Source organism: Pantoea agglomerans NBRC 102470, from assembly GCF_001598475.1.
Classification (GTDB): domain Bacteria; phylum Pseudomonadota; class Gammaproteobacteria; order Enterobacterales; family Enterobacteriaceae; genus Pantoea; species Pantoea agglomerans.
This window is the reverse complement of sequence record NZ_BCZA01000005.1, coordinates 249,669-272,262: the sequence shown is the minus strand read 5'-3', so window position 1 is coordinate 272,262 and position 22,594 is coordinate 249,669. Positions and strand designations below refer to the sequence as shown.

Sequence of the window (22,594 nt, the reverse complement as noted above, 5' to 3'; positions counted from 1 at the left end):
GCGCGAAGAAAAAGCAGGTTAATCCCGCTTGCTGGAATTCTTACCACACACAGAAATAAGGCGGCCACTGATATCAGTGACCGCTTTTTATTTGCGCCTCTACTTAGTCGAGCGGCTTCTCTTTGAGCGGGAAGCGGCGGCGTACCAGCACAAAGAACAGCGGCACAAAAAAGATCGCCAGCAGTGTGGCAGAGATCATTCCGCCCATCACACCGGTTCCCACGGCATGCTGGCTGCCGGAGCCCGCTCCGCTGCTGATCGCCATGGGCAGTACACCAAAGATAAAGGCCAGCGAGGTCATCAGAATCGGCCGCAGGCGCTGACGCGATGCCTCCAGCGTAGATTCCACCAGCTCGCGTCCACGGCTGTTGATCTCATTAGCAAATTCTACAATCAGGATGGCGTTTTTGGCGGATAACCCCACTACCGTCAGCAGGCCAACCTGGAAATAGACGTCATTTTCCAGCCCACGCATCCAGGTGGCGATTAGCGCCCCGACCACGCCCAGCGGCACTACCAGCATCACCGAGAACGGGATCGACCAGCTTTCATACAGCGCGGCAAGGCAGAGAAAGACCACCAGCAGCGAAATCGCATAAAGTGCCGGCGCCTGCGAACCGGAGAGCCGCTCCTGATAAGAGGCACCGGTCCACTGGAACCCGACGCCCAGGGGCAGGGCATTAACCAGTTTTTCCATCTCATCCATCGCCGTGCCGCTGCTGACGCCACTGGCCGCTTCGCCGACAATCTCCAGCGATGAATAGCCGTTGTAGCGTTCAAGACGTGGGGAACCGGTCTCCCAGCGGCTGGTGGCAAACGCGGAGAAGGGCACCATTTTGCCGCTGCTATTGCGCACGTACCATTTGTTGATGTCGTCTGGCAGCATGCGGAATTCAGCGGCAGCCTGCACATAGACCTTCTTCACCCGGCCACGATCCAGGAAGTCATTCACGTAGCTGGAGCCCCACGCGGTGGTCAGGGTGTCGTTGATGGTATCCAGCGACACGCCCAGCGCCTGCGCTTTACGTGCATCAACATCGATCTGTAGCTGCGGGCTGTCATCCAGTCCATTGTGCCGTACCCGCGACAGCGCGTTGTCATTGCCCGCCATCTCCAGCAGTTTGTCACGCATCGCCATCAGTTGGGTATGACCGACGCCCGCGTGATCCTGCAGTTGCAGGTCAAAGCCGGAGCTGCTGCCCATGCCGGTGATGGCTGGCGGGCTGCTGGCAATCACCCGGCCCTCTTTGATCTTCTGAAATGCCTTCGTCGCGCGATCGATAATCGCGAACGAGGTGCGATCGGCACCGGGCCGCGCTTCCCAGTCTTTCAGCCGCACAAACAGACGCGCCACGTTTTGTCCATTGCCGCCCGGACCTGCGCCGATGGTGGAGAAGACCGACAGCACATTGGCTTTCTCCTCGGTGAGATAATAGTTTTCAACTTTGGCGACGACGCTGGCAGTTTGCTCGAGCGTCGCGCCTGCCGGAAGCTGAACCTGCGTCAGGAATACGCCGCGATCTTCCAGCGGCAGAAACGACGTCGGCAGACGCAGAAACAGAAAGGCCATCAGGCCGATGATGCCGAGATAGAGCAGCAGCCAGCGACCACCCTTGCGCAGGATACCCGCGACCCCGCGCTCGTAGCGGTCAGCATTGCGATTAAAGTGACGATTGAACCAGCCGAAGAAGCCGCGACGCTCAGGCTGCTCGCCCTGCGCCACGGGTTTGAGCAGCGTGGCACAGAGCGCCGGTGTCAGGATCATCGCCACCAGCACCGACAGCACCATCGCCGACACAATGGTAATTGAGAACTGACGGTAGATGGCGCCGACGGTGCCGCCGAAAAACGCCATCGGCACAAACACCGCAGAGAGCACCAGCGCGATACCCACCAGCGCGCCCTGAATCTGGCCCATCGATTTTCGGGTGGCGGCACGCGGCGAGAGTCCCTCTTCATGCATGATACGTTCAACGTTTTCCACCACCACGATGGCATCATCCACCAGCAGCCCGATTGCCAGCACCATGGCAAACATGGTCAGGGTATTGATGCTGAACCCGCAGGCATAGAGCACGCTGAAGGTGCCGAACAGTACCACCGGCACTGCAATAGTAGGAATTAAGGTGGCACGGAAGTTCTGCATAAACAGGTACATCACGCCAAATACCAGCACAATCGCCTCCAGCAACGTCTTCACCACATCTGTGATTGACGCTTTAACGAAAGGGGATGTTTCATAGGCGATTTTTGCTTCCAGACCGTGCGGGAAGTAGTGGGACAGCTCCTCAATGCGCGCCCGCACCAGCTTATCGGTGTTCATCTCGTTGGCACCGGATGCCAGCTTCACCCCCAGGCCTGACGCGGGCTGGCCGTTGTAACGACTCAGATAATCATACTTCTCAGCGCCCAGCGCCACGCTGGCGACATCGCCCAGCGTCACCACCGAACCATCGGGATTGTTCTTCAGGGTAATCGCCCGGAACTGCTCAGGGGTCTGCAGCATCGACTGGGCGTTGACCGTGGCGTTAAGCGCCTGTTTCTCTACCGACGGCAGGCCACCCACCTGACCCACGGCAACCTGGGTGTTCTGCGACTGGATCTCACTGACCACATCTTCCGTGGTCAGCGAATAGGCGATCAGTTTATTGGGATCGAGCCAGATACGCATCGCATATTGCGAGCCGTAAGCGTCAACCTGGCCGACGCCATCAATACGGCTTAGCGGATCCTGAATATTACTGGCGACATAGTCTGAAATATCCTGCTTATCCATGCTGCCGTCGGTTGAAACGAATGCCACCATCAGAATATTACTGTCACCGGTTTTATTGACGGTCACACCCTGCGACTGCACCGCCTGTGGCAATTTGCGCAGTGCGGATTGCAGCTGGTTCTGTACCTGCTGACGGGCTTCATCGGGATTGGTCCCGGCGGTAAAGGTGAGGGTGATCTGTGCCTGGCCGGTGTTGCTGCTGTTAGAGGACATGTACATCAGATTATCGATGCCGGTCATGTTCTGCTCGATCACCTGGGTAACGGTGTTTTCCAGCGTCTGGGCGGATGCGCCCGGATAGTTAGCGGTGATGCGCACGTTGGGCGGTGCCAGATCGGGGTACTGTTCAATAGGCAGCGAAATAATCGAAAGCGTGCCACACAGGCACAGCAGAATCGCCAGAACCCAGGCAAAGATAGGGCGGTCGATAAAGAAATTCGACATTAAATCGACACTCCTCACTACTTTTATCGTTGATCAGGCCCACCAGCAACGGGCGCTCTGGCAGGAAACTCGGCGGGTCTTTGCCATGATTCTCCGCCGCCGTTTACTCTACGTGCGGCAGCGGGGGAAATCGTGGAGAAATTGAGGAGAAAATGTAAATTCGTTGGCTATTTGCGGCTTTCAAGCCACATCACCGTGGCGGCGACGCGTGAGCGGACATCCAGTTTCCGCAGCAGGTTACGAATGTGCACTTTTACCGTCTCTTCAGAGATATGCAGAATAGCGGCAACCTCTTTATTCGACAGGCCACGCGCCACCTCCTGCAGCACATCCCGTTCGCGCTCGGTGAGCTGACGCAGAGGATCGGCACTGTGCTGGCGATTAGCCAGATAGCGGGTGACGCCCTCGCTGAAGACCTTTTCGCCCCGTGATGCCTGCAGGATATGCCCCAGCAGGACCTCCGGCTCGCTGTCCTTGAGCAGATAGCCGTCAGCACCGGCATCCACCATGGCAAAAATATCGCTGCGGGCGTCAGAAACGGTCAGCACCAGAATGCGAGAACTGATCCCTTCATGGCGCAGCGCCTTCAGCGTATCCAGTCCGGACATGCCTTTCATATTCAGGTCGAGCAGAATGATGTCCGGTTCCTGATGGCGGGCCTCCGCCAGCGCTTCAGTGCCGTTGCTGGCTTCGGCGATCACCTCCAGCCGGGGATCCAGCGCCAGCAGCTGACGGACACCGCGGCGCATCAGCGGGTGGTCATCCACAATCATCAATGTTAATGCGGGCTGTTGCATATTTTCTCCGTTTCATAGGTTTCAGACTGCGGCAGATCAGACGGTATTGTTCAGGGACAACACCCTGTTCTGTATCGAATAGCCCGCGGTCGCAAACCGATAGATTATTTTAATGAATTAAGATTAGGTCTGGCCTGCTATTCCAGCGGGCGCGCCGGTTGCGGTGGAAAGCGCAACTCCACCCTGGTACCCCGTGGCTGTGCGTGGAGGGTCAGATGGCCGCTCAGGCGCTGAGCGCGCTCCGCCATAATAGTCAGGCCGTAATGGCCCGGCGGTTCCTCAGTGCTGTTCATCCCCACGCCATCATCGGTAATTGTCAGTAAGTGCTCACCTTTTTCACTGTGCTGATAATCCACCCGGATAACCTGCGCACTGGCGTGACGAATCGCATTCAGCAGCGCCTCACGGACGATCTGCAACACATGCACCTGCTGTTGTGCTTCCAGACTCTGCAGGCCGGTCTGATAGTTAAAGTGTATCTCTGCGCTGCTCTTCTCCTGCAGCGAGGCGATCATCGCCTGCATGGCCGCCACCAGATCCGCCTGCTCAATGGTCAGACGGAAGGTGGTCAGCAGCTCACGCAGCTGACGATAGGCCTCGGCCAGCGCCTGATCGAAGTCCGCGATAATGGTATGGGCGGCGCTATCGTCTTTATCAACGGCGCGGCGCAGCAGGGTCAGCTGAATGCGTAAAAACGAGAGCGACTGCGCCAGCGAGTCATGTAATTCCCGGGCAATGGTCGTGCGCTCTTCAATCAGCAGCATCTGCTGATACTGCTGCTGTGCCTGCCAGATCCAGATAGCCCGTCCCAGCATCGCCGCCAGGCTGCGCATCAGTTCATCCGGAGGCGAGGCACCAGCTGTCTGCCAGCGCAGCTCGCCAATCTGCTGCTCGTCCTGCTGTAACGGCAGACGTTGCCACTGACCGGCTGCCTGATCATCACCGGCGCGAAACTGAAACTGGTCGCTGTCGAGCCGGATCGCCGTCAGTTTCTCGCGCGTCAGTACATTGGTTAACACGGCTTCAAACAGTGCCGGATGCAGCGGGCTGGCGGTCAGCATTTGTGAGCTGTCATAGAGTAGCGACAGCGTGCGATTAGCCTGGGTTAAATCTTCTGTTTTGGCGCGCACCGTGCTTTCCAGCAGCTGGTAGTGCGAATGCAGCCGTGCCGCCATGCCGCTGAAGGCATGCGACAGCACCCGCAGTTCATTCTGCTGCTCAACGTGCAGCGGCGGAAAAGCAAAGTTGCCGCTCTCTACGTAGCGACTGGCGGTGACCAGCGCATTAAGCGGGCGCACCACCTGCAGTCGGGTAAAGCGAATCGTCATCAGTGCCAGCGCCACAATCGCAATGACCCCCACCAGGCTGCTGGCGGCCACCAGATGCATTTTCAACTCGGTATAGCGTTGCAGACCCAGTACAAAGCGATCGATTTCACCGACGTAGATCGGCACCTGCTGCTGATAAGCCACGGTATCGCCCTGTTGCAACTGTTGCTGCAGCGAGGGCCAGGCGGCACGCAGCCGTTGATAGCGAACACTTACTTCACGGGGTACCCAGGGCCGATCAAGTTTCTGCAGCACCGGGGCATCCAGCGTTTGCTGATAGCGCGCCAGATGATGAGCCAGATTTTGCGGCTGCCGGCTGGCATCCCAGGCCATGCGATAGCTCTGCATGCGCAGTGAACCCGCCAGATTGATCGCCTCCGCGTCGCGCTGGCTGCTCAGGAGCGTGACTAATGCCAGACCGGTGGTGAGCAGCGACAGCAGGACAATGGCGCTGAGCGCCTGAGCGATGCTTTGAGTTACGGAACGTTTAACAATCACATGAATGGCCCTGTTGAGAGTGCGGGAATTATAAGAGCGCATTAACGTAACGCAAATGATCCATTCCCTGTTTATCGCACAGGACGTTACACATCGCACATAAAATGACCGCAACTGACAGTTCCCAGGACGTGCTGCTGTTCAACGCTTAAAAAAGGAACAGGTTTACATCGTCCCGATGTTGCTTTTCATTGCAGCGCTAATAATTCATCCAGTCATCAACTCAACCCCGATCACAGATTAAGGAGCATCCAATGAAAAAGCTGAATGCTGTCCTGGCGGGCGCATTACTGGCTACCGCCTCATTTGCCACTTTCGCCGCCGCGCCGGTCGATCAGTCGCAGGCGCAGAGTATGCAGAGCATCGGTAGCGTTTCGGTTTCCGGTGTTCGCGGCTCGCTGGACGATGCGAATCGCCAGCTGTCGCAAAAAGCGGAAGAGATGGGCGCCAGCCATTACCGCGTTATCGGTGTCGATAACCCAGGCGACTCCAGCCTGTGGAGCGGCACCGCAGAGATTTATCGCTAACCCAACCCTCCTGTTTCCATCCCTGTAGCTTTTACCGGCCTGAAAATGGCCGGTTTTTTTGTTTTTGTGCATCAGGATGGATTCTTACAAATCAGCCTGTGCATCTGCCCGGTATATTTTGCTTCGTTCTTGCAGAACGGGTAGGATTCATCGCCGTAAATTCCCGCGCTGCCTGGCACTCACTCACAGGCAAACGCACAGAGGAAAATACCCCATTTCACAGGGCATTACGCCTGAAATGGGGGCGACGACTGATAGTCAGGACAAACAGGAATGCTATGAAATCTAAAAACAAAACCCCAGGCGAGATGCGCGCTGCGAAACGACGCTGGCTCAACTCTCATGACGCCGGCTACCAGAAGGCGATGGGTAACCGTCACGTACAGATGATTGCGATCGGCGGTGCCATCGGTACCGGTTTGTTCCTGGGCGCAGGTGGCCGTTTGCAGGCTGCTGGCCCCGCCTTAGCCATCATCTATCTGGTGTGTGGCATCTTCTCCTTCTTTATTCTGCGTGCGCTGGGCGAACTGGTGTTACACCGTCCCAGCAGCGGCAGCTTCGTCTCCTACGCCCGTGAATTCCTGGGTGAGAAAGCCTCCTACGTGGCGGGCTGGATGTACTTCGTCAACTGGGCAATGACCGGCATCGTCGATATCACCGCCGTCGCGCTCTACATGCACTACTGGGGCGCGTTTGGTGATGTGCCACAGTGGGTCTTCGCCCTGGGCGCGCTGGCGATTGTCGGCACCATGAACATGATCGGCGTAAAGTGGTTTGCCGAGATGGAGTTCTGGTTCGCGCTGGTGAAAGTGCTGGCAATTGTGATCTTCCTGGTGGTGGGCGTGGTGTTCCTTGGCACCGGCAAACCGCTGGATGGCAACAGTACCGGCTTCCATCTGATCACCGATAACGGTGGCATGTTCCCGCACGGCTTACTGCCTGCGCTGGTGCTGATTCAGGGTGTAGTGTTCGCCTTTGCCTCTATCGAACTGGTAGGTACGGCGGCCGGCGAATGTAAAGACCCGAAAACCATGCTGCCGAAAGCGATCAACAGCGTGATCTGGCGTATCGGCCTGTTCTACGTTGGCTCCGTGGTCCTGCTGGTACTGCTGCTGCCGTGGAACGCCTATCAGGCGGGTCAGAGTCCGTTTGTTACCTTCTTCTCGAAGCTTGGCGTGCCTTACGTTGGCAGCATCATGAATATCGTAGTGCTGAGTGCGGCGCTCTCCAGCCTGAACTCGGGCCTCTACTCAACCGGGCGTATTCTGCGCTCCATGTCGATGGGTGGCTCTGCACCGAAATTCATGTCTAAGATGAACGGTCAGCAGGTGCCTTATGCCGGTATTCTGGTGACCATCGCCGTCTATGTGATTGGTGTGGTGCTTAACTACTATGTGCCTTCTCAGGTGTTTGAGATCGTCCTGAACGTCGCCTCGCTGGGGATTATCTCCTCCTGGGCCTTTATCGTGGTTTGTCAGCTGCGTCTGCGCAAAGCCATTAAAGAGGGCAAGGCGGATGATGTCAGCTTCAAGCTGCCAGGCGCGCCGTTTACCTCATGGCTGACGCTGCTGTTCCTGTTCAGCGTGCTGGTGCTGATGGCGTTTGACTACCCGAACGGGACTTACACCATCGCCTCCATTCCGCTGATCGCGGTATTGCTGGTGCTGGGATGGTTTGGCGTGCGTAAGCGTGTTCACGCCATAGCTGAGACCGAACAGGATCATCACGAAGAGGAGCCTCAGCCGACCCGACTGGCTGACGACACCTCGCGCTGATAAGCGCTGCAGCAATCAGGCCAGCCTTCGGGCTGGCTTTTTTTTGGCGTAAACCGCCTCATTCACCGCGAGAATTAGGATAGTTTTCCCGCAAGCTTGCCCCTATGATGAAAGGCTCCCTTTATGCGGTAGCGGAGTCCTCATGTCGTTTAAGATCAACATCATCAAAGATAAGCTCCTGTCCGAAAACTGGTTTGTGCTGCGTAACTACACCTATGAGATCACCGATCGTCGTGGCGAGGTTATCCGCCATAAACGTGAAGTCTACGATCGCGGAAACGGGGCGACCATCCTGCTCTATAATCGTGAAAAGAACAGCGTGGTCCTGACGCGCCAGTTCCGTATCGCCACTTACGTCAACGGTAACGAGGGCGGCATGTTAATTGAAGCCTGCGCTGGCTTGCTGGACGACGACTCTCCGGAAGATTGCATTCGCAAAGAGGCGATTGAAGAGACCGGTTATGCGGTGGGCGAGGTGGAGAAACTCTATGCCTGCTATATGTCGCCGGGCGGCGTCACTGAATTGATCCACTTTTTCGCAGCGGAATATAATGAATCGCTGCGCGACAATGCGGGCGGCGGCGTTGAAGATGAGTCGATCGACGTGCTGGAGCTGCCTTTCCCTGATGCGCTGGCGATGGTCGCCGATGGCCGCATTCGCGACGGCAAAACCGTCATGCTGTTGCAGCATGCGCAGATTGCTGGCTGGCTGATACCATAAAAAATCATGCAGTTAGCCTGTTGCAGCGTGACGGCGTTTAGCGTGGAATAGTGAAACATCATCCACTTTCCATGCACGCTTTTTAAGCAGTTAACTGCGCTTTTTGCACAGGTTCACAGAATGGGAACCCTGGCAGGGCCGTTGATGCGCTATCCTCTCCACTCTGGGTATTCGGGGATCGATTTTCTTAATGTCGTATTGGATGAAATCGCTGTGGCTGTTGCCGTCTCTGTGGGTTGCCTGTGTTCAGGCGGAACCGTTGCAAAAGTCATTCAACGACTGGCAAATCACCTGCAACAATGAAGCCTTTTGCGTGGCGCGCAATATTCCGGGCGACAAAGGGTTAGTGATGACGATTTCGCGGCATGCGGGCGTCAACGATCGCCCCTTGCTGCGAATCGACTACGGCAGTGCCTACAGTGGCGCGCTGCCGGGCGGTTCGCTTCAGGACAACCTGCTACTGGATCAGCGCCGTCTGAAACCCGACCTCAAACACTGGACGGTTGAACCGCACCATCTTGCCACCAGCAATGCCATCGCAATAGATGAGTTTCTTGATCTGGTGATGGAGGCGAAAACCCTTCAGCTCACTTTCGATCCCAATGCGCTGATCTCTCTGCGCGGCATGAAGGCCGCACTGTTGCTGATGGATGACACCCAGGGGCGGGTCAACAGCATGAGCGCATGGGTTAAACGTGGCGATCGCGCCAGCTGGGATGTTCCGCCGCCGCCTGCGCTGCCGCCACTGCCGCCTGCTGTCGAGCCACCCGCGGCATTGACGCGCGACGAGACCAGCGGATTAATTGATTACGGCACCTGGCGGGTCAATACCGACTCCTGCTCACTCGATCCGCTGCGCCGTGAAGTCAGCGTTGCGCCACTCACCGATCAGCGCGCGCTGCTGCTGGTGAGTTGTGAAATGGGGGCTTATAACGTGATCGATCTGGCGTTTGAAGTGACGCGCAGCCAGCCGTATGTCGCGCGCGGCATCACCTTAACTCTGCCGTTTACCCCACCAGGTGCCAGTGATCGGCAGCTTGAGCTGATTAACGCCGAATATGATGCGGCCAGCGGCCAGCTCTACACCTTTGGTAAAGGACGTGGGTTGGGTGACTGCGGCAGTGCCACACGCTGGCAGTTTGATGGCACCCGTTTTGTGTTAGCGGAGTATGCGGAAGAGTCGACCTGTGACGCCTGGCACAGCAGTGATGACTGGCCAACCCTGTGGGTCAGCCAGTCTGACGGTGGCGTACAGCAGCGTTAACGAATCGCCTGCACCATCATCGGTGAGCCAAGCTGATTACCGACCAGTTCGGCCAGCATATTATTCACGCCGTCGCTCATTGGCGTAAAGCGGGTCAGCGGTGAGCGAGTCACCACCACAAAAACCCCCACGTTATGCTGCGGCACCATCGCCATATAGGTGATGAAACCGCCGCCGCCGCCGGTTTTCTGAATAATGCCAGGGCGACCATTTTTTGGCCCCATAAAGACCCAGCCCATCCCCAGCGCATCCGCTTTACCCGGCACATCCATGCCTTCTACTTTGCTCAGCTGATCGCGACGATAGATTAGCGTCTGTAGTCGATCGATCTGCGGCGTGCGGTGGTTAACCGAAGAGTTAAGGAACTGCTGCATCCAGCGGCCCATATCATCCGGCGTGGAGTAAACGCCGCCGCTGCCAATCGCCGCCAGGGTGTTATTACACGGACTGGCCCCTTTTTCCGCCACCATCAGGCGTCCGCACTGCTCTGGGGACGGCGTAAACGTCGTGTCCTTCATGCCGAGCGGGCGGGTAATCAGCTGCTGAAACAGCGCCGGATAGGGTTTGCCGGTGGCGCGCGACAGCGCATCACCCAGCAGATCGTAGCCCAGGTTGGAGTAGGCGGCACTGCTGCCCGGTGCTGCTTTGAGGTTAGCGCGCGATAGCCACGCCCAGCGTTCACCACGGGTCGGCCAGACAAATACCGGACGCTGCGCTTTGCCGCCTGGCTGTTCGCGCGGCAGTCCGCTGGTGTGGGTCGAGAGGTTGATCAGGCGAATGGGCTGACCATTGTAGGTGGGCACGCGTGAACCCGGCGGCGCATATTTACTCAGGGGATCGTCGAGGCGGATCTGTCCGCGCTCAGCCAGCTTCACCATCACTTCACTGGTCATCAGCTTACTCAGCGAGGCGATGCGAATCAGCGAATCTTTCTGCGGACGGACATTGTTGCCGGGACGGGTTTCACCAAAGCTGGCGAACACCCGCTGATTGCCATCAATCGCCACCAGTGCCATGCCGGTTGCACCGCTGCCGTAAAAGATATGTTCCGCATAGCGATCAACAATCTGAGAGGCCAGCAGCGGATCGGGCGCGACCTGCGCCATGCTTTTTAATGGAAGCAGTGAAACCATCAGGGCCAGTAAATAGGGTGTGCGCATGTTCAACGGAAGTGGCTTCGCTATAAAATCGGAGGAAATCTGCCTTCACTCATCGGGATGCATCAGGACAGAACCGCGTTATCCCGGCAGAACAACAGCAGGAACAGACGGACAGCCAGCGCACAGGCAGCATTAAGTATGACGGCTCTATAGTAATGAGTTTGCGCAGGGCGGGAAGAGGGGAATGGAGTTTTTTTTATGTATCAGGCTATAAGTGGAAATGGCCCTTCCCGGTGAGCCGGGAAGGGCATAAGCATTAAACTGGCTTGAGTAATGCTTCAGCGTGGCTGACGATATTCTCAACCGTGAAGCCAAACTCCGGGAACAGCTGACTGGCCGGGGCCGATTCACCAAAGGTGGTCATACCGACAATCGCACCGTCGAGACCGACATACTTGAACCAGTAGTCAGCAATACCCGCTTCTACCGCCACACGCGCTTTCACGCCGCTCGGCAGTACGGATTCGCGGTAAGCGGCATCCTGCGCATCAAACAGGTCAGTAGAAGGCAGTGAAACCACCCGCACCTTGTGACCGCCTGAAGTGAGCTTATCCGCTGCACCCAGGGTGATCTCAATCTCTGAACCGGTTGCGATCAGAATCACTTCTGGTGTGCCGTCGCAATCCTTAAGCACGTAGCCGCCGCGTTTGATGTTTTCGATCTGCTCCGGGGTACGTTCCGGCTGCAGCAGATTCTGACGCGAGAGGATCAGCGCTGTCGGGCCGTGATGACGTTCGACGGCGGCTTTCCACGCTACGGCCGTTTCGACCTGATCGCACGGACGCCATACGCTCATGTTTGGCGTCAGACGCAGGCTGGCGATCTGCTCTACCGGCTGGTGCGTCGGGCCATCTTCGCCCAGACCGATGGAGTCATGGGTGTAGACCAGAATCTGTCGTGCCTTCATCAGCGCAGCCATACGCGCGGCGTTACGCGCATATTCGACAAACATCAGGAAGGTTGCGGTGTAGGGAACGAAACCGCCATGGTGCGCGATACCGTTACCAATCGCCGTCATACCAAATTCACGCACGCCGTAGTGAATATAGTTACCGGCCGGATCCTCTTTGATCGATTTAGAACCAGACCAGATGGTGAGGTTACTCGGTGCCAGGTCAGCAGAACCGCCGAGGAACTCCGGCAGCATTTTGCCATAGGCTTCCAGCGAGTTTTGTGACGCTTTACGGCTGGCGATTTTCTGCGGGTTAGCCTGCAACTCCTGAATGAAACGGGTCGCTTCGGTTTCCCAGTTGGCGGGCATTTCGCCATTCATCCGGCGCTCATACTCTTTCGCCAGCTCTGGATGGGCTTCTTTGTAAGCCGCAAATTTTGCATCCCAGGCTTTTTCACGTTCAGCACCCGCCGCTTTGGCATCCCACTGCTGGTAGATTTCAGCCGGGATCTCAAACGCCGGATAGTTCCAGCCGAGCTGTTTGCGGGTCAGGGCAACTTCTGCCTCACCCAGCGCCGCGCCGTGCGACTCCTCTTTACCAGCTTTGTTCGGCGAACCGAAACCGATAATGGTGCGGCAGATAATCAGTGAAGGCTTATCGGTGACGCTCTGCGCCTCTTTGATCGCCTCACGAATGGCATCAGCGTCATGGCCGTCGATGTCGCCAATCACATGCCAGTTGTAGGACTCAAAGCGTTTATGGGTGTCGTCAGTAAACCAGCCTTCGGTCTCGCCATCGATCGAGATACCGTTATGGTCATAGAAGCCGATCAGTTTGCCGAGACCCAGGGTCCCCGCCAGTGAACAGACTTCGTGCGAGATGCCTTCCATCAGACAGCCATCGCCCATAAACACATAGGTGTGGTGATCGACAATCTCATGATCCGGACGGTTAAACTGCGCGGCCAGCGTGCGTTCTGCAATGGCTAAGCCCACGGCGTTAGCCAGTCCCTGACCCAGCGGGCCGGTGGTAGTTTCAACGCCTGGGGTGTAGCCGATTTCCGGGTGACCTGGCGTTTTAGAGTGCAGCTGACGGAAATTTTTCAATTCTTCAATCGGCAGGTCATAACCGCTCAGGTGCAGCAGGCTATAGAGCAGCATCGAGCCGTGGCCGTTGGAGAGGATAAAGCGGTCGCGATCAAGCCAGGCGGGATTGGTCGGATTATGCTGGAGGAAGTCGCGCCACAACACTTCGGCGATATCGGCCATTCCCATTGGCGCACCGGGGTGGCCTGAATTTGCCTTCTGTACCGCATCCATGCTCAGTGCACGAATCGCGTTTGCCAACTCTCTGCGTGAGGACATAAAGTTCTCCCTTGTTATGCATCAGGGCGGGAAAGTCCCGCCCGACTAAAATAAAGACTACAGGCGTGCGGCGAGCACATCTTCCAGCTTCTGCTGGTCAACCGCGAACTGGCGGATGCCGTCAGAGAGTTTTTCAACTGCCATCGGATCCTGATTATGTTCCCAACGGAACTCCGCCTCGGAGAGCGGCGACGGCTGGTGGAAACCTTCAGTTGAAGGCTCCAGTTTGCGCTCAAGCGGCGCATCACTGTTCTGCAACTCTTCCAGCAGGTTAGGTGACAGGGTCAGGCGGTCGCAGCCTGCCAGCGCGATAATCTGCTCCACTTTACGGAAGCTGGCGCCCATGATGATGGTGCTGTAACGGTGCTTTTTGTAGTAATCGTAGATGCGACGCACGGATTTCACGCCCGGATCTTCATCTGCCACGTAGGGGTCCATGGGTTTGCGCGAGTTATACCAGTCGTAGATGCGTCCAACGAACGGGGAGATCAGGAACACGCCCGCTTCGGCACAGGCACGCGCCTGAGCAAAGGAGAAGAGCAGTGTCAGGTTGCACTGAATGCCGTTTTTCTCCAGCTCTTCCGCTGCGCGGATGCCTTCCCAGGTCGAGGCCAGCTTAATCAGTACGCGTGAGCGATCGATACCGTGCTCTTCATACATCCGAATCAGTTTTTCTGCTTTGGTCACACACATGCCACGATCGAAGGAGAGGCGCGCATCCACTTCGGTCGAAACACGGCCCGGTATGCTTTTCAGGATTTCCATACCAAGGTTGATCGCCACTTTGTCGCTGGCGTTGATAATCTGCGTCTCTTTGCTGCCGCCCTGTTTTTTGGCGTACTCAATCGCGTCATCCATCAGGTGCTTATACCCTTCGAGACCGGACGCTTTCAGAATGAGTGAGGGGTTGGTGGTGGCGTCTTCCGGATGGTAATTACGAATCGATTCGATATCACCACTGTCCGCCACCACGGTGGTGAACTGTTTTAGGGCTTCTAGCTGGTTCATCTCTAAACTCCTTGAAAAGAAAAATGAAAGCGAACAGGGGGCACCTCAGGCCTCGCAGCCGGTCTGTGGCATGTTCTGCTACCGGGAACGCGAACCCATAACATTGCAACAGAGAGTTTCTGATGAACATGCGGTTTCTCTGATTGTTGCGCTGCGAGGCGGTGCGAAGGAGCCGTCATGCGGTGTTAACCGTGGGGTGCGCCATATTCCACCCATAAGCATAGCAGTCAGGAGGAATGACGCAGGCCACACTGTAGCAATCCGTGCCCTGTAAAAAAGAAGAGGCCGATCAGGCGAGAGGTAAGCGCAGCGCGGGTTGAGACGCGCGCTGCAGCGGCAGAAACGATCAGACTGGCAGATTCAGCCAGTTCTTCACCGGCAGGAAATCGCGATAGAGGGCGGCTTCAGGTGAGTCGGCATCGGGCTGATAATCATATTCCCAGCGGACCAGCGGTGGCATCGACATCAGGATCGATTCAGTGCGACCACCTGTCTGCAGACCAAACAGCGTGCCGCGGTCCCACACCAGATTAAACTCCACATAGCGACCACGGCGATAGAGCTGGAACTGGCGCTCACGATCGCCCCACGGGTGATCTTTACGGCGCGCCACAATCGGCCGATAGGCATCCATAAAGCCGCGGCCTACCGCCTGCATAAAGCTGAAGCTCTGCTCAAAGTCGGGCGTATTGAGATCGTCAAAAAAGAGGCCGCCAATGCCGCGCTGCTCATCACGATGCTTCAGATAGAAATAGTCATCACACCACTTTTTATAGCGCGGATAGACATCCTCGCCAAAAGGCTGGCAGAGGTCAGCGGCGGTCTGGTGCCAGTGCAGCGCATCTTCTTCGAAGCCATAAAAAGGGGTCAGGTCAAATCCGCCACCAAACCACCAGACCGGATCGGCACCCGGTTTTTCCGCGATAAAAAAGCGCACGTTGGCGTGGCTGGTAGGTACATAAGGGTTGTTCGGGTGGATCACCAGCGACACGCCCATTGCTTCAAAGCTGCGACCCGCCAGCTCCGGCCGGTGTGCAGTGGCGGATGCCGGCATCTGATCGCCATGCACGTGCGAAAAGTTGACGCCCGCCTGCTCAAACACCGCGCCGTTGCGCAGGACGCGGCTCTGACCGCCGCCGCCGCCAGGACGCTGCCAGCTATCTTCGGCAAACGCTGCGCCGCCATCTTCAGCCGCCAGCTGGTTACAAATCTCATCCTGCAATGCGAGCAGGAACGCTTTTACGCGGGAAATATCAGCCATTTTTTCGCTTATGGTTTGTCAAAGTCTGACGCGATTATACGCAAAACCGCGCCGCTTGCATGAGTGCGGCGAGTCGCACGGCCTGAACCGGCGACATGCATCAGGCGTTGCGGCGATCAAACTCATCAAAGTAATTGACGATGCCGCTGGCAATAGCCGAGGCGATTTTCTGACGAAACGCGGTGGTGCCGAGCAGCTGCTCTTCACGCGGATTAGTAATAAAGGAGGTTTCGACCAGCACCGAGGGGATCGACGGTGACTTGAGTACTGCGAAGGCCGCCTGCTCGGTGTGCTGGCTGTGAAGATGATGAACCGGGCGGATCTGATCCAGTACATGCTTGCCCAGCGTCAGGCTGTTTTTGATGGTGTCCGTCTGCACCAGATCGAACAGAATCTGCTGCAGATAGTGATCCTGCTGCTGCGCTTTCACGCCACCCAGCTTGTCCGCATCGTTCTCCCGCTGTGACAGATAGCGCGCCATCGAGCTGCTGGCACCGCGATTAGAGAGCGCAAACACCGAGGCACCGCTGGCATCGGGACTGGTAAAACCGTCGGCATGAATCGACATAAAGAGATCGGCGCCGTGCTGGTGGGCAATCTCCACCCGCTGATAGAGCGGAATAAAGTGGTCGCTGTCGCGGGTCAGACGCACTTCTATGCGCGGATGGCTCTGTAACTGACGCTGCACGTTGCCGGCAATCTCCAGCACGATGTGTTTCTCTTCGGAACCCTCTTCGCCAACGGCACCAGAGTCGATGCCGCCGTGACCGGGGTCGATCATCACGATACGTTTCCCGTTCTTTGCGGGCGGGGCAGGGCGCGAGTGACGATTTGCACCAGTAAGCGCAGACTGCTCTTTAGCCTGAACCGCGCGCGGCGATAAAATGGCCAGAGCCAGCCCGGAAAGCAGTAACTGACGGCGATGAATCAAACGTTTAAGCAGGTGCATGTGCGGGTCCGGTAACAGGAATCTTGCCGGTGTTATAGCCTAAGGGGCTGCTGCCTGCGATCACAGAACCATTTCAGGGCATTACTTTGTATTGCAGGTCGCGAACAGTAAATTTGCGCTTTTTTATTTGTCGCCCGTCATGGAGGGTTGCGTGCGGCAGAGAATGCGTGATAATCAGCAAATTGTGCTTATTTGCAGGTAAAGAAGATGGAAATCCGCGCCTTCCGCCAGGAAGATTTTGAAGAAGTGATCACCTTATGGGAACGTTGCGATTTGTTACGGCCATGGAACGATCCTGAGCTGGATATCGAACGCAAAATGAATCACGACCCCGATCTCTTTCTGGTCGCTGAAGTGGGCGGCGTGGTCGTGGGCACACTGATGGGCGGCTATGATGGCCATCGCGGCGCGGCTTACTATCTGGCCGTGCATCCCGACTATCAGGGACGCGGCTTTGCGAATGCGCTGATGAACCGTCTGGAGAAGAAGCTTATCGCGCGCGGCTGTCCGAAACTGCATCTGATGATCCGTGAAGAGAATGATCAGGTGGTGGCGTTCTATGAGAAGCTTGATTATGAGCCGGTCGATGCGCTGCTGTTTGGTAAACGTCTGATCGAAGATCGTGAATACTAAGCCGTCACCGGGCTATCTGCCGGACGAGTATGACGCCAGAGGGCAGCTGCGGCTGCCGTTTCTTTTTTGGCTGATCCTGTTACTCCAGGCGCGGACCTGGCTGCTGCTGGTGATGGCCGGTGCGTCACGGCAGCAGGGCAACGATCTGCTGGCGCTGTTCTATCCGGATCGTCAGGCGTTCTGGATCGGCCTTGCGCTGGGTTTACCGGCGCTGGCGGGCCTGCTGCTGACCGGCTATCGCACCCGACTGCCGCGACTCTGGCAGCACTGGCGCAGCGTGCTGGCGCTGTCGCTGCTGGTGAATCTGCTCTGGCAGGGAATGCAGTTTGTGCAGGGCGATCTGCTCACCTCACCGCTGCCATTGCTGCTGACGTTGTTTGACCTGCTGGCCCTGATCTGGCTGCAATCCAGCCGCCGCTGTCGCGACTGCTTTCTGCCCGAACATCATCTTCACTAAACTTTTTGTCGCTTTGCGACTCCAATCAGTTCCGCCTTTCCGGCATCGCATTTACAGGAGTTCTCATGAAAGCTGTTCGTTCCACGCTACTGATCGCCGCCGTTGTACTGAGCGGCTGTGCCAGTTCGGGTTCCGGCGCTGACAGCAGCCAGCAGGCAAGCTGGTGGAATCCGCTGACGTATCACTGGTCTTCGGCGCTGCCGTGGAACTGGTTCGGTTCCTCGCTGACCGCGACTGAACAGGGCGTGGGTGGGTTAACTGCCTCGACCGCCATGAAAGAGGACGCGATTAATGCCGGACTGAACGGTGACTATAGCCTGCGTCAGGGCATGCGCAGCCAGAACGGTCAGGTGGTCTCTTTCTGGCAGGCGCTGAATGATGGCAACGTTAAGCTGGTTATTTACGGGCAGTCGCAGGTCGAACGTATTGAGGTCATGGACAGCGCAATCGCCAGCAGTGATGGCAGCAAAGTGGGTGATCTCTTCAGTAATAAGTTCAGCAAAGCCTTCGACAACTGCACCTTAGCCAGCGGCACCGATGCGCGTGACGTGGCATGCCGTGCGCCTGGCAGTCAGCATCTGACCTATGTTTATCAGGGTGACTGGCATGGACCGGAGGGATTAATGCCCTCGGACGATACGCTGAAAAGCTGGAAAATCAGCAAGATTGTCTGGCAGCGTTAATTCCTCGTCTTCAGCGCGCCGCCCGTCAGGCGGCCGCTGAGCCTCCCAAAACCTTTGCCGGCGCGCACGGCACGGGGTTCCTCCTCCCTATCGGCTTTTGCTGATTTCTGCATAAACAGTGCCGTCGTCTTATGCTTTTTTCGACTTTGAAATCATCAAACGATATATAAAACCGTTACTGGTTTTCACTGAGTTATAAATAAACTGGTGCCTCAGCGGGTGAGATCCGCATCAAACTTTTTCAGGGTGCCAAATGACATTACAAGCGATGAAAAAAATCGTGAGCGGTATCGCGTTGTCGCTGAGCCTGGCCGGCGCAGCCAATGCCACTGAACTTCTTAATAGCTCTTACGATGTGTCGCGGGAGCTGTTTGTCGCCCTGAATGCTCCCTTCGTTAAACAGTGGGATGCCAGCCATCCCGGCGATCCACTGACCATTAAGATGTCGCACGCCGGTTCATCGAAGCAGGCGCTGGCTATCCTGCAGGGACTGCGCGCGGATGTCGTCACGTACAATCAGGTTACGGATGTGCAGGTGCTGCACGATAAAGGCAACCTGATTGCCGCAGACTGGAAAAGCCGTCTGCCGAATAACAGCTCGCCTTTCTACTCCACCATGGCGTTTCTGGTGCGCAAAGGGAATCCAAAACAGATTCACGACTGGTCAGATTTGACCCGCAGTGATGTGAAGCTGATTTTCCCGAATCCGAAAACCTCCGGGAATGGCCGCTATACCTATCTGGCCGCCTGGGGCGCAGCGGATAAAGCGGACGGGGGCGATCAGGCCAAAACCCGTGCCTTTATGACGCAATTCCTGAAAAACGTTGAAGTATTCGACACCGGCGGTCGCGGTGCGACCACGACCTTTGCTGAGCGTGGCCTGGGCGACGTATTAATTAGCTTTGAGTCCGAAGTGAATAACATCCGCAACCAGTACGGCAAAGATGAGTATGAAGTGGTGGTGCCGAAAACCAACATTCTGGCGGAGTTTCCGGTGGCATGGGTGGATAAAAACGTCGCCACCAATAAAACCGCTGATGCGGCCAGCGCTTATCTGAACTATCTCTATACACCTGAAGCGCAGAATATTATTACTCACTACTACTATCGCGTGAACAATGCACAGCTGATGGCGGAGCAGAAAGATCGCTTCCCGCAGACCAACCTGTTCCGGGTGGAAGAGGCGTTTGGCGGCTGGGATAAGGTGATGAAGACGCACTTCGTCAGCGGCGGTGAGCTTGATAAGTTGTTAGCGGCGGGGCGCGGATAATGTTTGCAGCCAGCCAGAAACGCGTGTTGCCCGGCTTTGGTCTCAGCCTCGGCACCAGTCTGCTCTTTACCTGTCTGATTCTGCTGCTGCCTATCAGCGCGGTGATCATGCAGCTGTCGCAGATGACGCTGCAACAGTACTGGGATGTGGTGACCAATCCGCAGCTGATTGCCGCCTATAAAGTAACGCTGCTCTCTGCAGGCGTCGCCTCACTGTTTAATGCGGTGTTCGGCATGCTGATGGCATGGATCCTGACCCGTTACCGTTTTCCGGGGCGGACGCTGCTGGATGGCCTGATGGATCTGCCGTTTGCACTGCCTACGGCGGTGGCGGGTCTGACCCTGGCCGGACTCTTTTCGGTCAACGGCTGGTATGGACAGTGGTTCGCTCAGTTCGACATCAAAATTTCCTATACCTGGATTGGTATCGCCATCGCCATGGCCTTTACCAGCATTCCGTTTGTGGTGCGTACCGTACAGCCGGTGCTGGAAGAGTTAGGCCCGGAGTATGAAGAGGCGGCCGAAACGCTGGGTGCCACGCCGTGGCAGAGCTTCCGCCGCGTCGTGTTGCCGGAAGTGGCACCGGCGCTGCTGGCCGGAACGGCGCTCTCCTTTACCCGCAGCCTGGGTGAATTTGGTGCGGTGATCTTTATTGCCGGTAACATCGCCTGGAAAACGGAAGTCACCTCGCTGATGATTTTTGTCCGGCTGCAGGAGTTCGACTATCCGGCGGCCAGCGCCATCGCCTCGGTAATCCTGGCGGCATCGCTAATTCTGTTATTTGCGATTAACACATTACAGAGCCGCTTTGGCCGTCGTCTGGGAGGTCACTAATGGCTGAGGTTTCACAAATTAATCACGCTGCTCGTCAGCCAGTGAACTGGGGCAAGTGGCTGCTGATTAGTATCGGCGCGCTAATCTCGATTCTGCTGCTGGTGGTGCCGATGGCCTCCATCTTCTGGGAAGCGCTGAATCAGGGGCTGATTGTCGCTCTCAGCAATCTGGCGGATCCGGACATGCTGCACGCCATCTGGCTGACCGTGATGGTGGCGCTGATCACCGTACCGGTTAACCTGGTGTTCGGCACGCTGCTCGCCTGGCTGGTGACGCGCTTTACCTTTCCGGGTCGTCAGTTGCTGCTGACCCTGTTTGATATTCCTTTTGCCGTGTCGCCGGTCGTGGCCGGTCTGATGTATCTGCTGTTCTGGGGCGTTAATGGCCCGGCAGGCGGCTGGCTGGATGCGCATAACATCCAGATTATGTTTGCCTGGCCTGGCATGGTGCTGGCGACGGTATTTGTGACCTGTCCGTTTGTGGTGCGCGAACTGGTCCCGGTGATGCTGAGTCAGGGCAGTCACGAAGATGAAGCGGCGGTGCTGCTGGGCGCCTCTGGCTGGCAGATGTTCCGCCGCGTAACGCTGCCGAACATTCGCTGGGCGCTGCTGTATGGCATCGTGCTGACCAACGCCCGTGCGATTGGTGAATTTGGTGCGGTCTCGGTGGTATCGGGATCGATTCGCGGTGAGACCTACACATTACCGCTTCAGGTTGAATTATTGCATCAGGACTACAACACCGTTGGCGCGTTCACCGCGGCCGCCCTGTTAACCCTGATGGCAATTGTGACGCTGTTTCTGAAAAGCATTGTGCAGTGGCGTTTAGAGCAACAGCACAAACGCCTGCAACAGGAGGGAAATCATGAGCATTGAGATTAACAAGATCAACAAATCCTTTGGTCGCACATCGGTGCTGAACGATATCTCTCTGGATATTGCCTCGGGTGAAATGGTGGCGCTGCTTGGCCCATCAGGCTCGGGTAAAACCACGCTGCTGCGCATTATTGCCGGGCTGGAGCATCAGAACAGCGGTCAAATCCGTTTTCATGGTAACGATGTCAGCCGCCTGCATGCTCGCGATCGTCAGGTCGGTTTTGTCTTCCAGCACTACGCGCTGTTCCGTCATATGACGGTATTCGACAACATCGCCTTTGGCCTGACCGTGCTGCCGCGTCGTGAGCGTCCTTCAACGGCGGAGATCAAACAGCGTGTTACCCGTCTGCTGGAGATGGTGCAGCTGGCTCATCTGGCGAATCGCTTCCCGGCACAGCTGTCGGGCGGCCAGAAACAGCGTGTGGCGCTGGCGCGTGCGTTAGCGGTTGAACCGCAGATTCTGCTGCTGGATGAACCCTTTGGCGCGCTGGATGCTCAGGTGCGTAAAGAGCTGCGCCGCTGGCTGCGTCAGCTGCATGAAGAGCTGAAATTCACCAGTGTGTTTGTCACCCACGACCAGGAAGAGGCGATGGAAGTGGCGGATCGCGTGGTGGTGATGAGCCAGGGCAATATTGAACAGGTCGGCACGCCAGATGATGTGTGGCGCGATCCGGCGACCCGTTTTGTGCTGGAATTCCTGGGTGAAGTGAACCGCTTTGATGGCGAGATTCAGGGATCACAGTTCCACGTTGGCGCGCACCACTGGCCGCTGGGCTATACCTCGGCCCACCAGGGCGCGGTTGAGCTGTTCCTGCGTCCGTGGGAAATCGACGTGTCACGCCGCAGCAGTCTGGAAACCCCGCTGCCGGTACAGGTACTGGAGGTGAGCCCGCGTGGACACTTCTGGCAGCTGGTCGTCCAGCCTGCAGGCTGGCAAAGCGAGCCGGTCTCGGTGGTGTTTGAAGGTGAGCAGACAGCGCCGATTCGCGGCGAGCGTCTGTTTGTTGGCTTGCAGCAGGCGCGTCTCTATAAGGGCGATACGCCACTGCGCGCAGTTGCCTTTGCACAAAGCGCCTGA

Annotated in this window: 19 protein-coding genes; 11 read left to right on the top strand and 8 right to left on the bottom strand. The window is 56.9% G+C overall.

Going from position 1 to position 22,594, the window contains the following annotated elements:
- Window positions 1-103 precede the first annotated feature (103 nt).
- The 3 genes from acrD to narQ form a co-directional block, all read right to left on the bottom strand.
- Window positions 104-3,220 carry a multidrug efflux RND transporter permease AcrD gene (gene acrD / locus PAG01S_RS11810; RefSeq protein WP_062758779.1) on the bottom strand — a complete coding sequence of 1,039 codons (3,117 nt, stop codon included), beginning with the start codon at window positions 3,218-3,220 and terminating at the stop codon, window positions 104-106.
- Window positions 3,221-3,387: 167 nt separating this feature from the next.
- Window positions 3,388-4,017 carry a response regulator gene (locus PAG01S_RS11805; protein WP_033758590.1) on the bottom strand — a complete coding sequence of 210 codons (630 nt, stop codon included), beginning with the start codon at window positions 4,015-4,017 and terminating at the stop codon, window positions 3,388-3,390.
- A gap of 137 nt (window positions 4,018-4,154) precedes the next feature.
- Window positions 4,155-5,843, bottom strand: a complete 1,689-nt coding sequence (gene narQ, locus PAG01S_RS11800) for a nitrate/nitrite two-component system sensor histidine kinase NarQ (RefSeq protein ID WP_062758776.1) — start codon at window positions 5,841-5,843, stop codon at window positions 4,155-4,157.
- A gap of 254 nt (window positions 5,844-6,097) precedes the next feature.
- Between narQ and PAG01S_RS11795 the strand changes: the two genes are divergently transcribed.
- The 4 genes from PAG01S_RS11795 to PAG01S_RS11780 all read left to right on the top strand — a co-directional run bounded on the left by PAG01S_RS11795 (window position 6,098) and on the right by PAG01S_RS11780 (window position 10,130).
- On the top strand, window positions 6,098-6,370 hold the full coding sequence (locus PAG01S_RS11795; protein ID WP_010671356.1) for a YdgH/BhsA/McbA family protein: 273 nt from the start codon (window positions 6,098-6,100) through the stop codon (window positions 6,368-6,370).
- Between the two features lie 278 nt (window positions 6,371-6,648).
- On the top strand, window positions 6,649-8,145 hold the full coding sequence (gene ansP, locus PAG01S_RS11790; RefSeq protein WP_010259970.1) for an L-asparagine permease: 1,497 nt from the start codon (window positions 6,649-6,651) through the stop codon (window positions 8,143-8,145).
- A 142-nt stretch (window positions 8,146-8,287) separates the two neighbouring features.
- Window positions 8,288-8,866 carry a GDP-mannose pyrophosphatase NudK gene (gene nudK / locus PAG01S_RS11785; protein WP_010259968.1) on the top strand — a complete coding sequence of 193 codons (579 nt, stop codon included), beginning with the start codon at window positions 8,288-8,290 and terminating at the stop codon, window positions 8,864-8,866.
- Window positions 8,867-9,056: 190 nt separating this feature from the next.
- A complete protein-coding gene (locus PAG01S_RS11780; RefSeq protein WP_010259965.1) occupies window positions 9,057-10,130 on the top strand; it encodes a DUF1176 domain-containing protein in 1,074 nt (357 codons plus the stop codon).
- Here the strand turns inward: PAG01S_RS11780 and ampH are convergent.
- From ampH to amiA, 5 genes are all read right to left on the bottom strand, one after another.
- On the bottom strand, window positions 10,127-11,290 hold the full coding sequence (gene ampH / locus PAG01S_RS11775) for a D-alanyl-D-alanine-carboxypeptidase/endopeptidase AmpH (protein WP_010259962.1): 1,164 nt from the start codon (window positions 11,288-11,290) through the stop codon (window positions 10,127-10,129). The genes PAG01S_RS11780 and ampH overlap by 4 nt on opposite strands.
- A 256-nt stretch (window positions 11,291-11,546) precedes the next feature.
- Window positions 11,547-13,547, bottom strand: a complete 2,001-nt coding sequence (gene tkt / locus PAG01S_RS11770) for a transketolase (protein WP_010259958.1) — start codon at window positions 13,545-13,547, stop codon at window positions 11,547-11,549.
- Between the two features lie 57 nt (window positions 13,548-13,604).
- The gene (tal, locus tag PAG01S_RS11765; RefSeq protein ID WP_010259954.1) at window positions 13,605-14,555 is read right to left on the bottom strand and encodes a transaldolase; all 951 of its coding nucleotides are present in this window, start codon (window positions 14,553-14,555) and stop codon (window positions 13,605-13,607) included.
- Between the two features lie 346 nt (window positions 14,556-14,901).
- Window positions 14,902-15,816 carry an oxygen-dependent coproporphyrinogen oxidase gene (hemF, locus tag PAG01S_RS11760; RefSeq protein WP_010671360.1) on the bottom strand — a complete coding sequence of 305 codons (915 nt, stop codon included), beginning with the start codon at window positions 15,814-15,816 and terminating at the stop codon, window positions 14,902-14,904.
- 100 nt (window positions 15,817-15,916) lie between these two features.
- Complete coding sequence (gene amiA / locus PAG01S_RS11755) at window positions 15,917-16,765, bottom strand: N-acetylmuramoyl-L-alanine amidase AmiA (protein ID WP_010259947.1); 849 nt, start codon at window positions 16,763-16,765, stop codon at window positions 15,917-15,919.
- A gap of 207 nt (window positions 16,766-16,972) precedes the next feature.
- Between amiA and PAG01S_RS11750 the strand changes: the two genes are divergently transcribed.
- The 7 genes from PAG01S_RS11750 to cysA all read left to right on the top strand — a co-directional run bounded on the left by PAG01S_RS11750 (window position 16,973) and on the right by cysA (window position 22,594).
- Window positions 16,973-17,398, top strand: coding sequence for a GNAT family acetyltransferase (locus PAG01S_RS11750; protein WP_003848834.1), 426 nt, complete (start codon window positions 16,973-16,975; stop codon window positions 17,396-17,398).
- Window positions 17,388-17,855, top strand: a complete 468-nt coding sequence (locus tag PAG01S_RS11745) for a DUF2919 family protein (protein WP_010259942.1) — start codon at window positions 17,388-17,390, stop codon at window positions 17,853-17,855. The genes PAG01S_RS11750 and PAG01S_RS11745 overlap by 11 nt, the downstream gene beginning before the upstream one ends.
- A gap of 65 nt (window positions 17,856-17,920) precedes the next feature.
- Window positions 17,921-18,538 carry an RpoE-regulated lipoprotein gene (locus tag PAG01S_RS11740; protein ID WP_062758773.1) on the top strand — a complete coding sequence of 206 codons (618 nt, stop codon included), beginning with the start codon at window positions 17,921-17,923 and terminating at the stop codon, window positions 18,536-18,538.
- Between the two features lie 253 nt (window positions 18,539-18,791).
- Complete coding sequence (locus PAG01S_RS11735) at window positions 18,792-19,808, top strand: sulfate ABC transporter substrate-binding protein (RefSeq protein ID WP_033769723.1); 1,017 nt, start codon at window positions 18,792-18,794, stop codon at window positions 19,806-19,808.
- Window positions 19,808-20,641 carry a sulfate/thiosulfate ABC transporter permease CysT gene (cysT, locus tag PAG01S_RS11730; RefSeq protein ID WP_010259932.1) on the top strand — a complete coding sequence of 278 codons (834 nt, stop codon included), beginning with the start codon at window positions 19,808-19,810 and terminating at the stop codon, window positions 20,639-20,641. Before PAG01S_RS11735 ends, cysT begins: the two co-directional genes overlap by 1 nt.
- Window positions 20,641-21,516 (top strand): sulfate/thiosulfate ABC transporter permease CysW, encoded by an 876-nt coding sequence (gene cysW, locus PAG01S_RS11725; RefSeq protein WP_010259929.1) that lies wholly within the window; start codon window positions 20,641-20,643, stop codon window positions 21,514-21,516. Before cysT ends, cysW begins: the two co-directional genes overlap by 1 nt.
- Window positions 21,506-22,594, top strand: a complete 1,089-nt coding sequence (gene cysA / locus PAG01S_RS11720) for a sulfate/thiosulfate ABC transporter ATP-binding protein CysA (protein ID WP_033758582.1) — start codon at window positions 21,506-21,508, stop codon at window positions 22,592-22,594. The genes cysW and cysA overlap by 11 nt, the downstream gene beginning before the upstream one ends.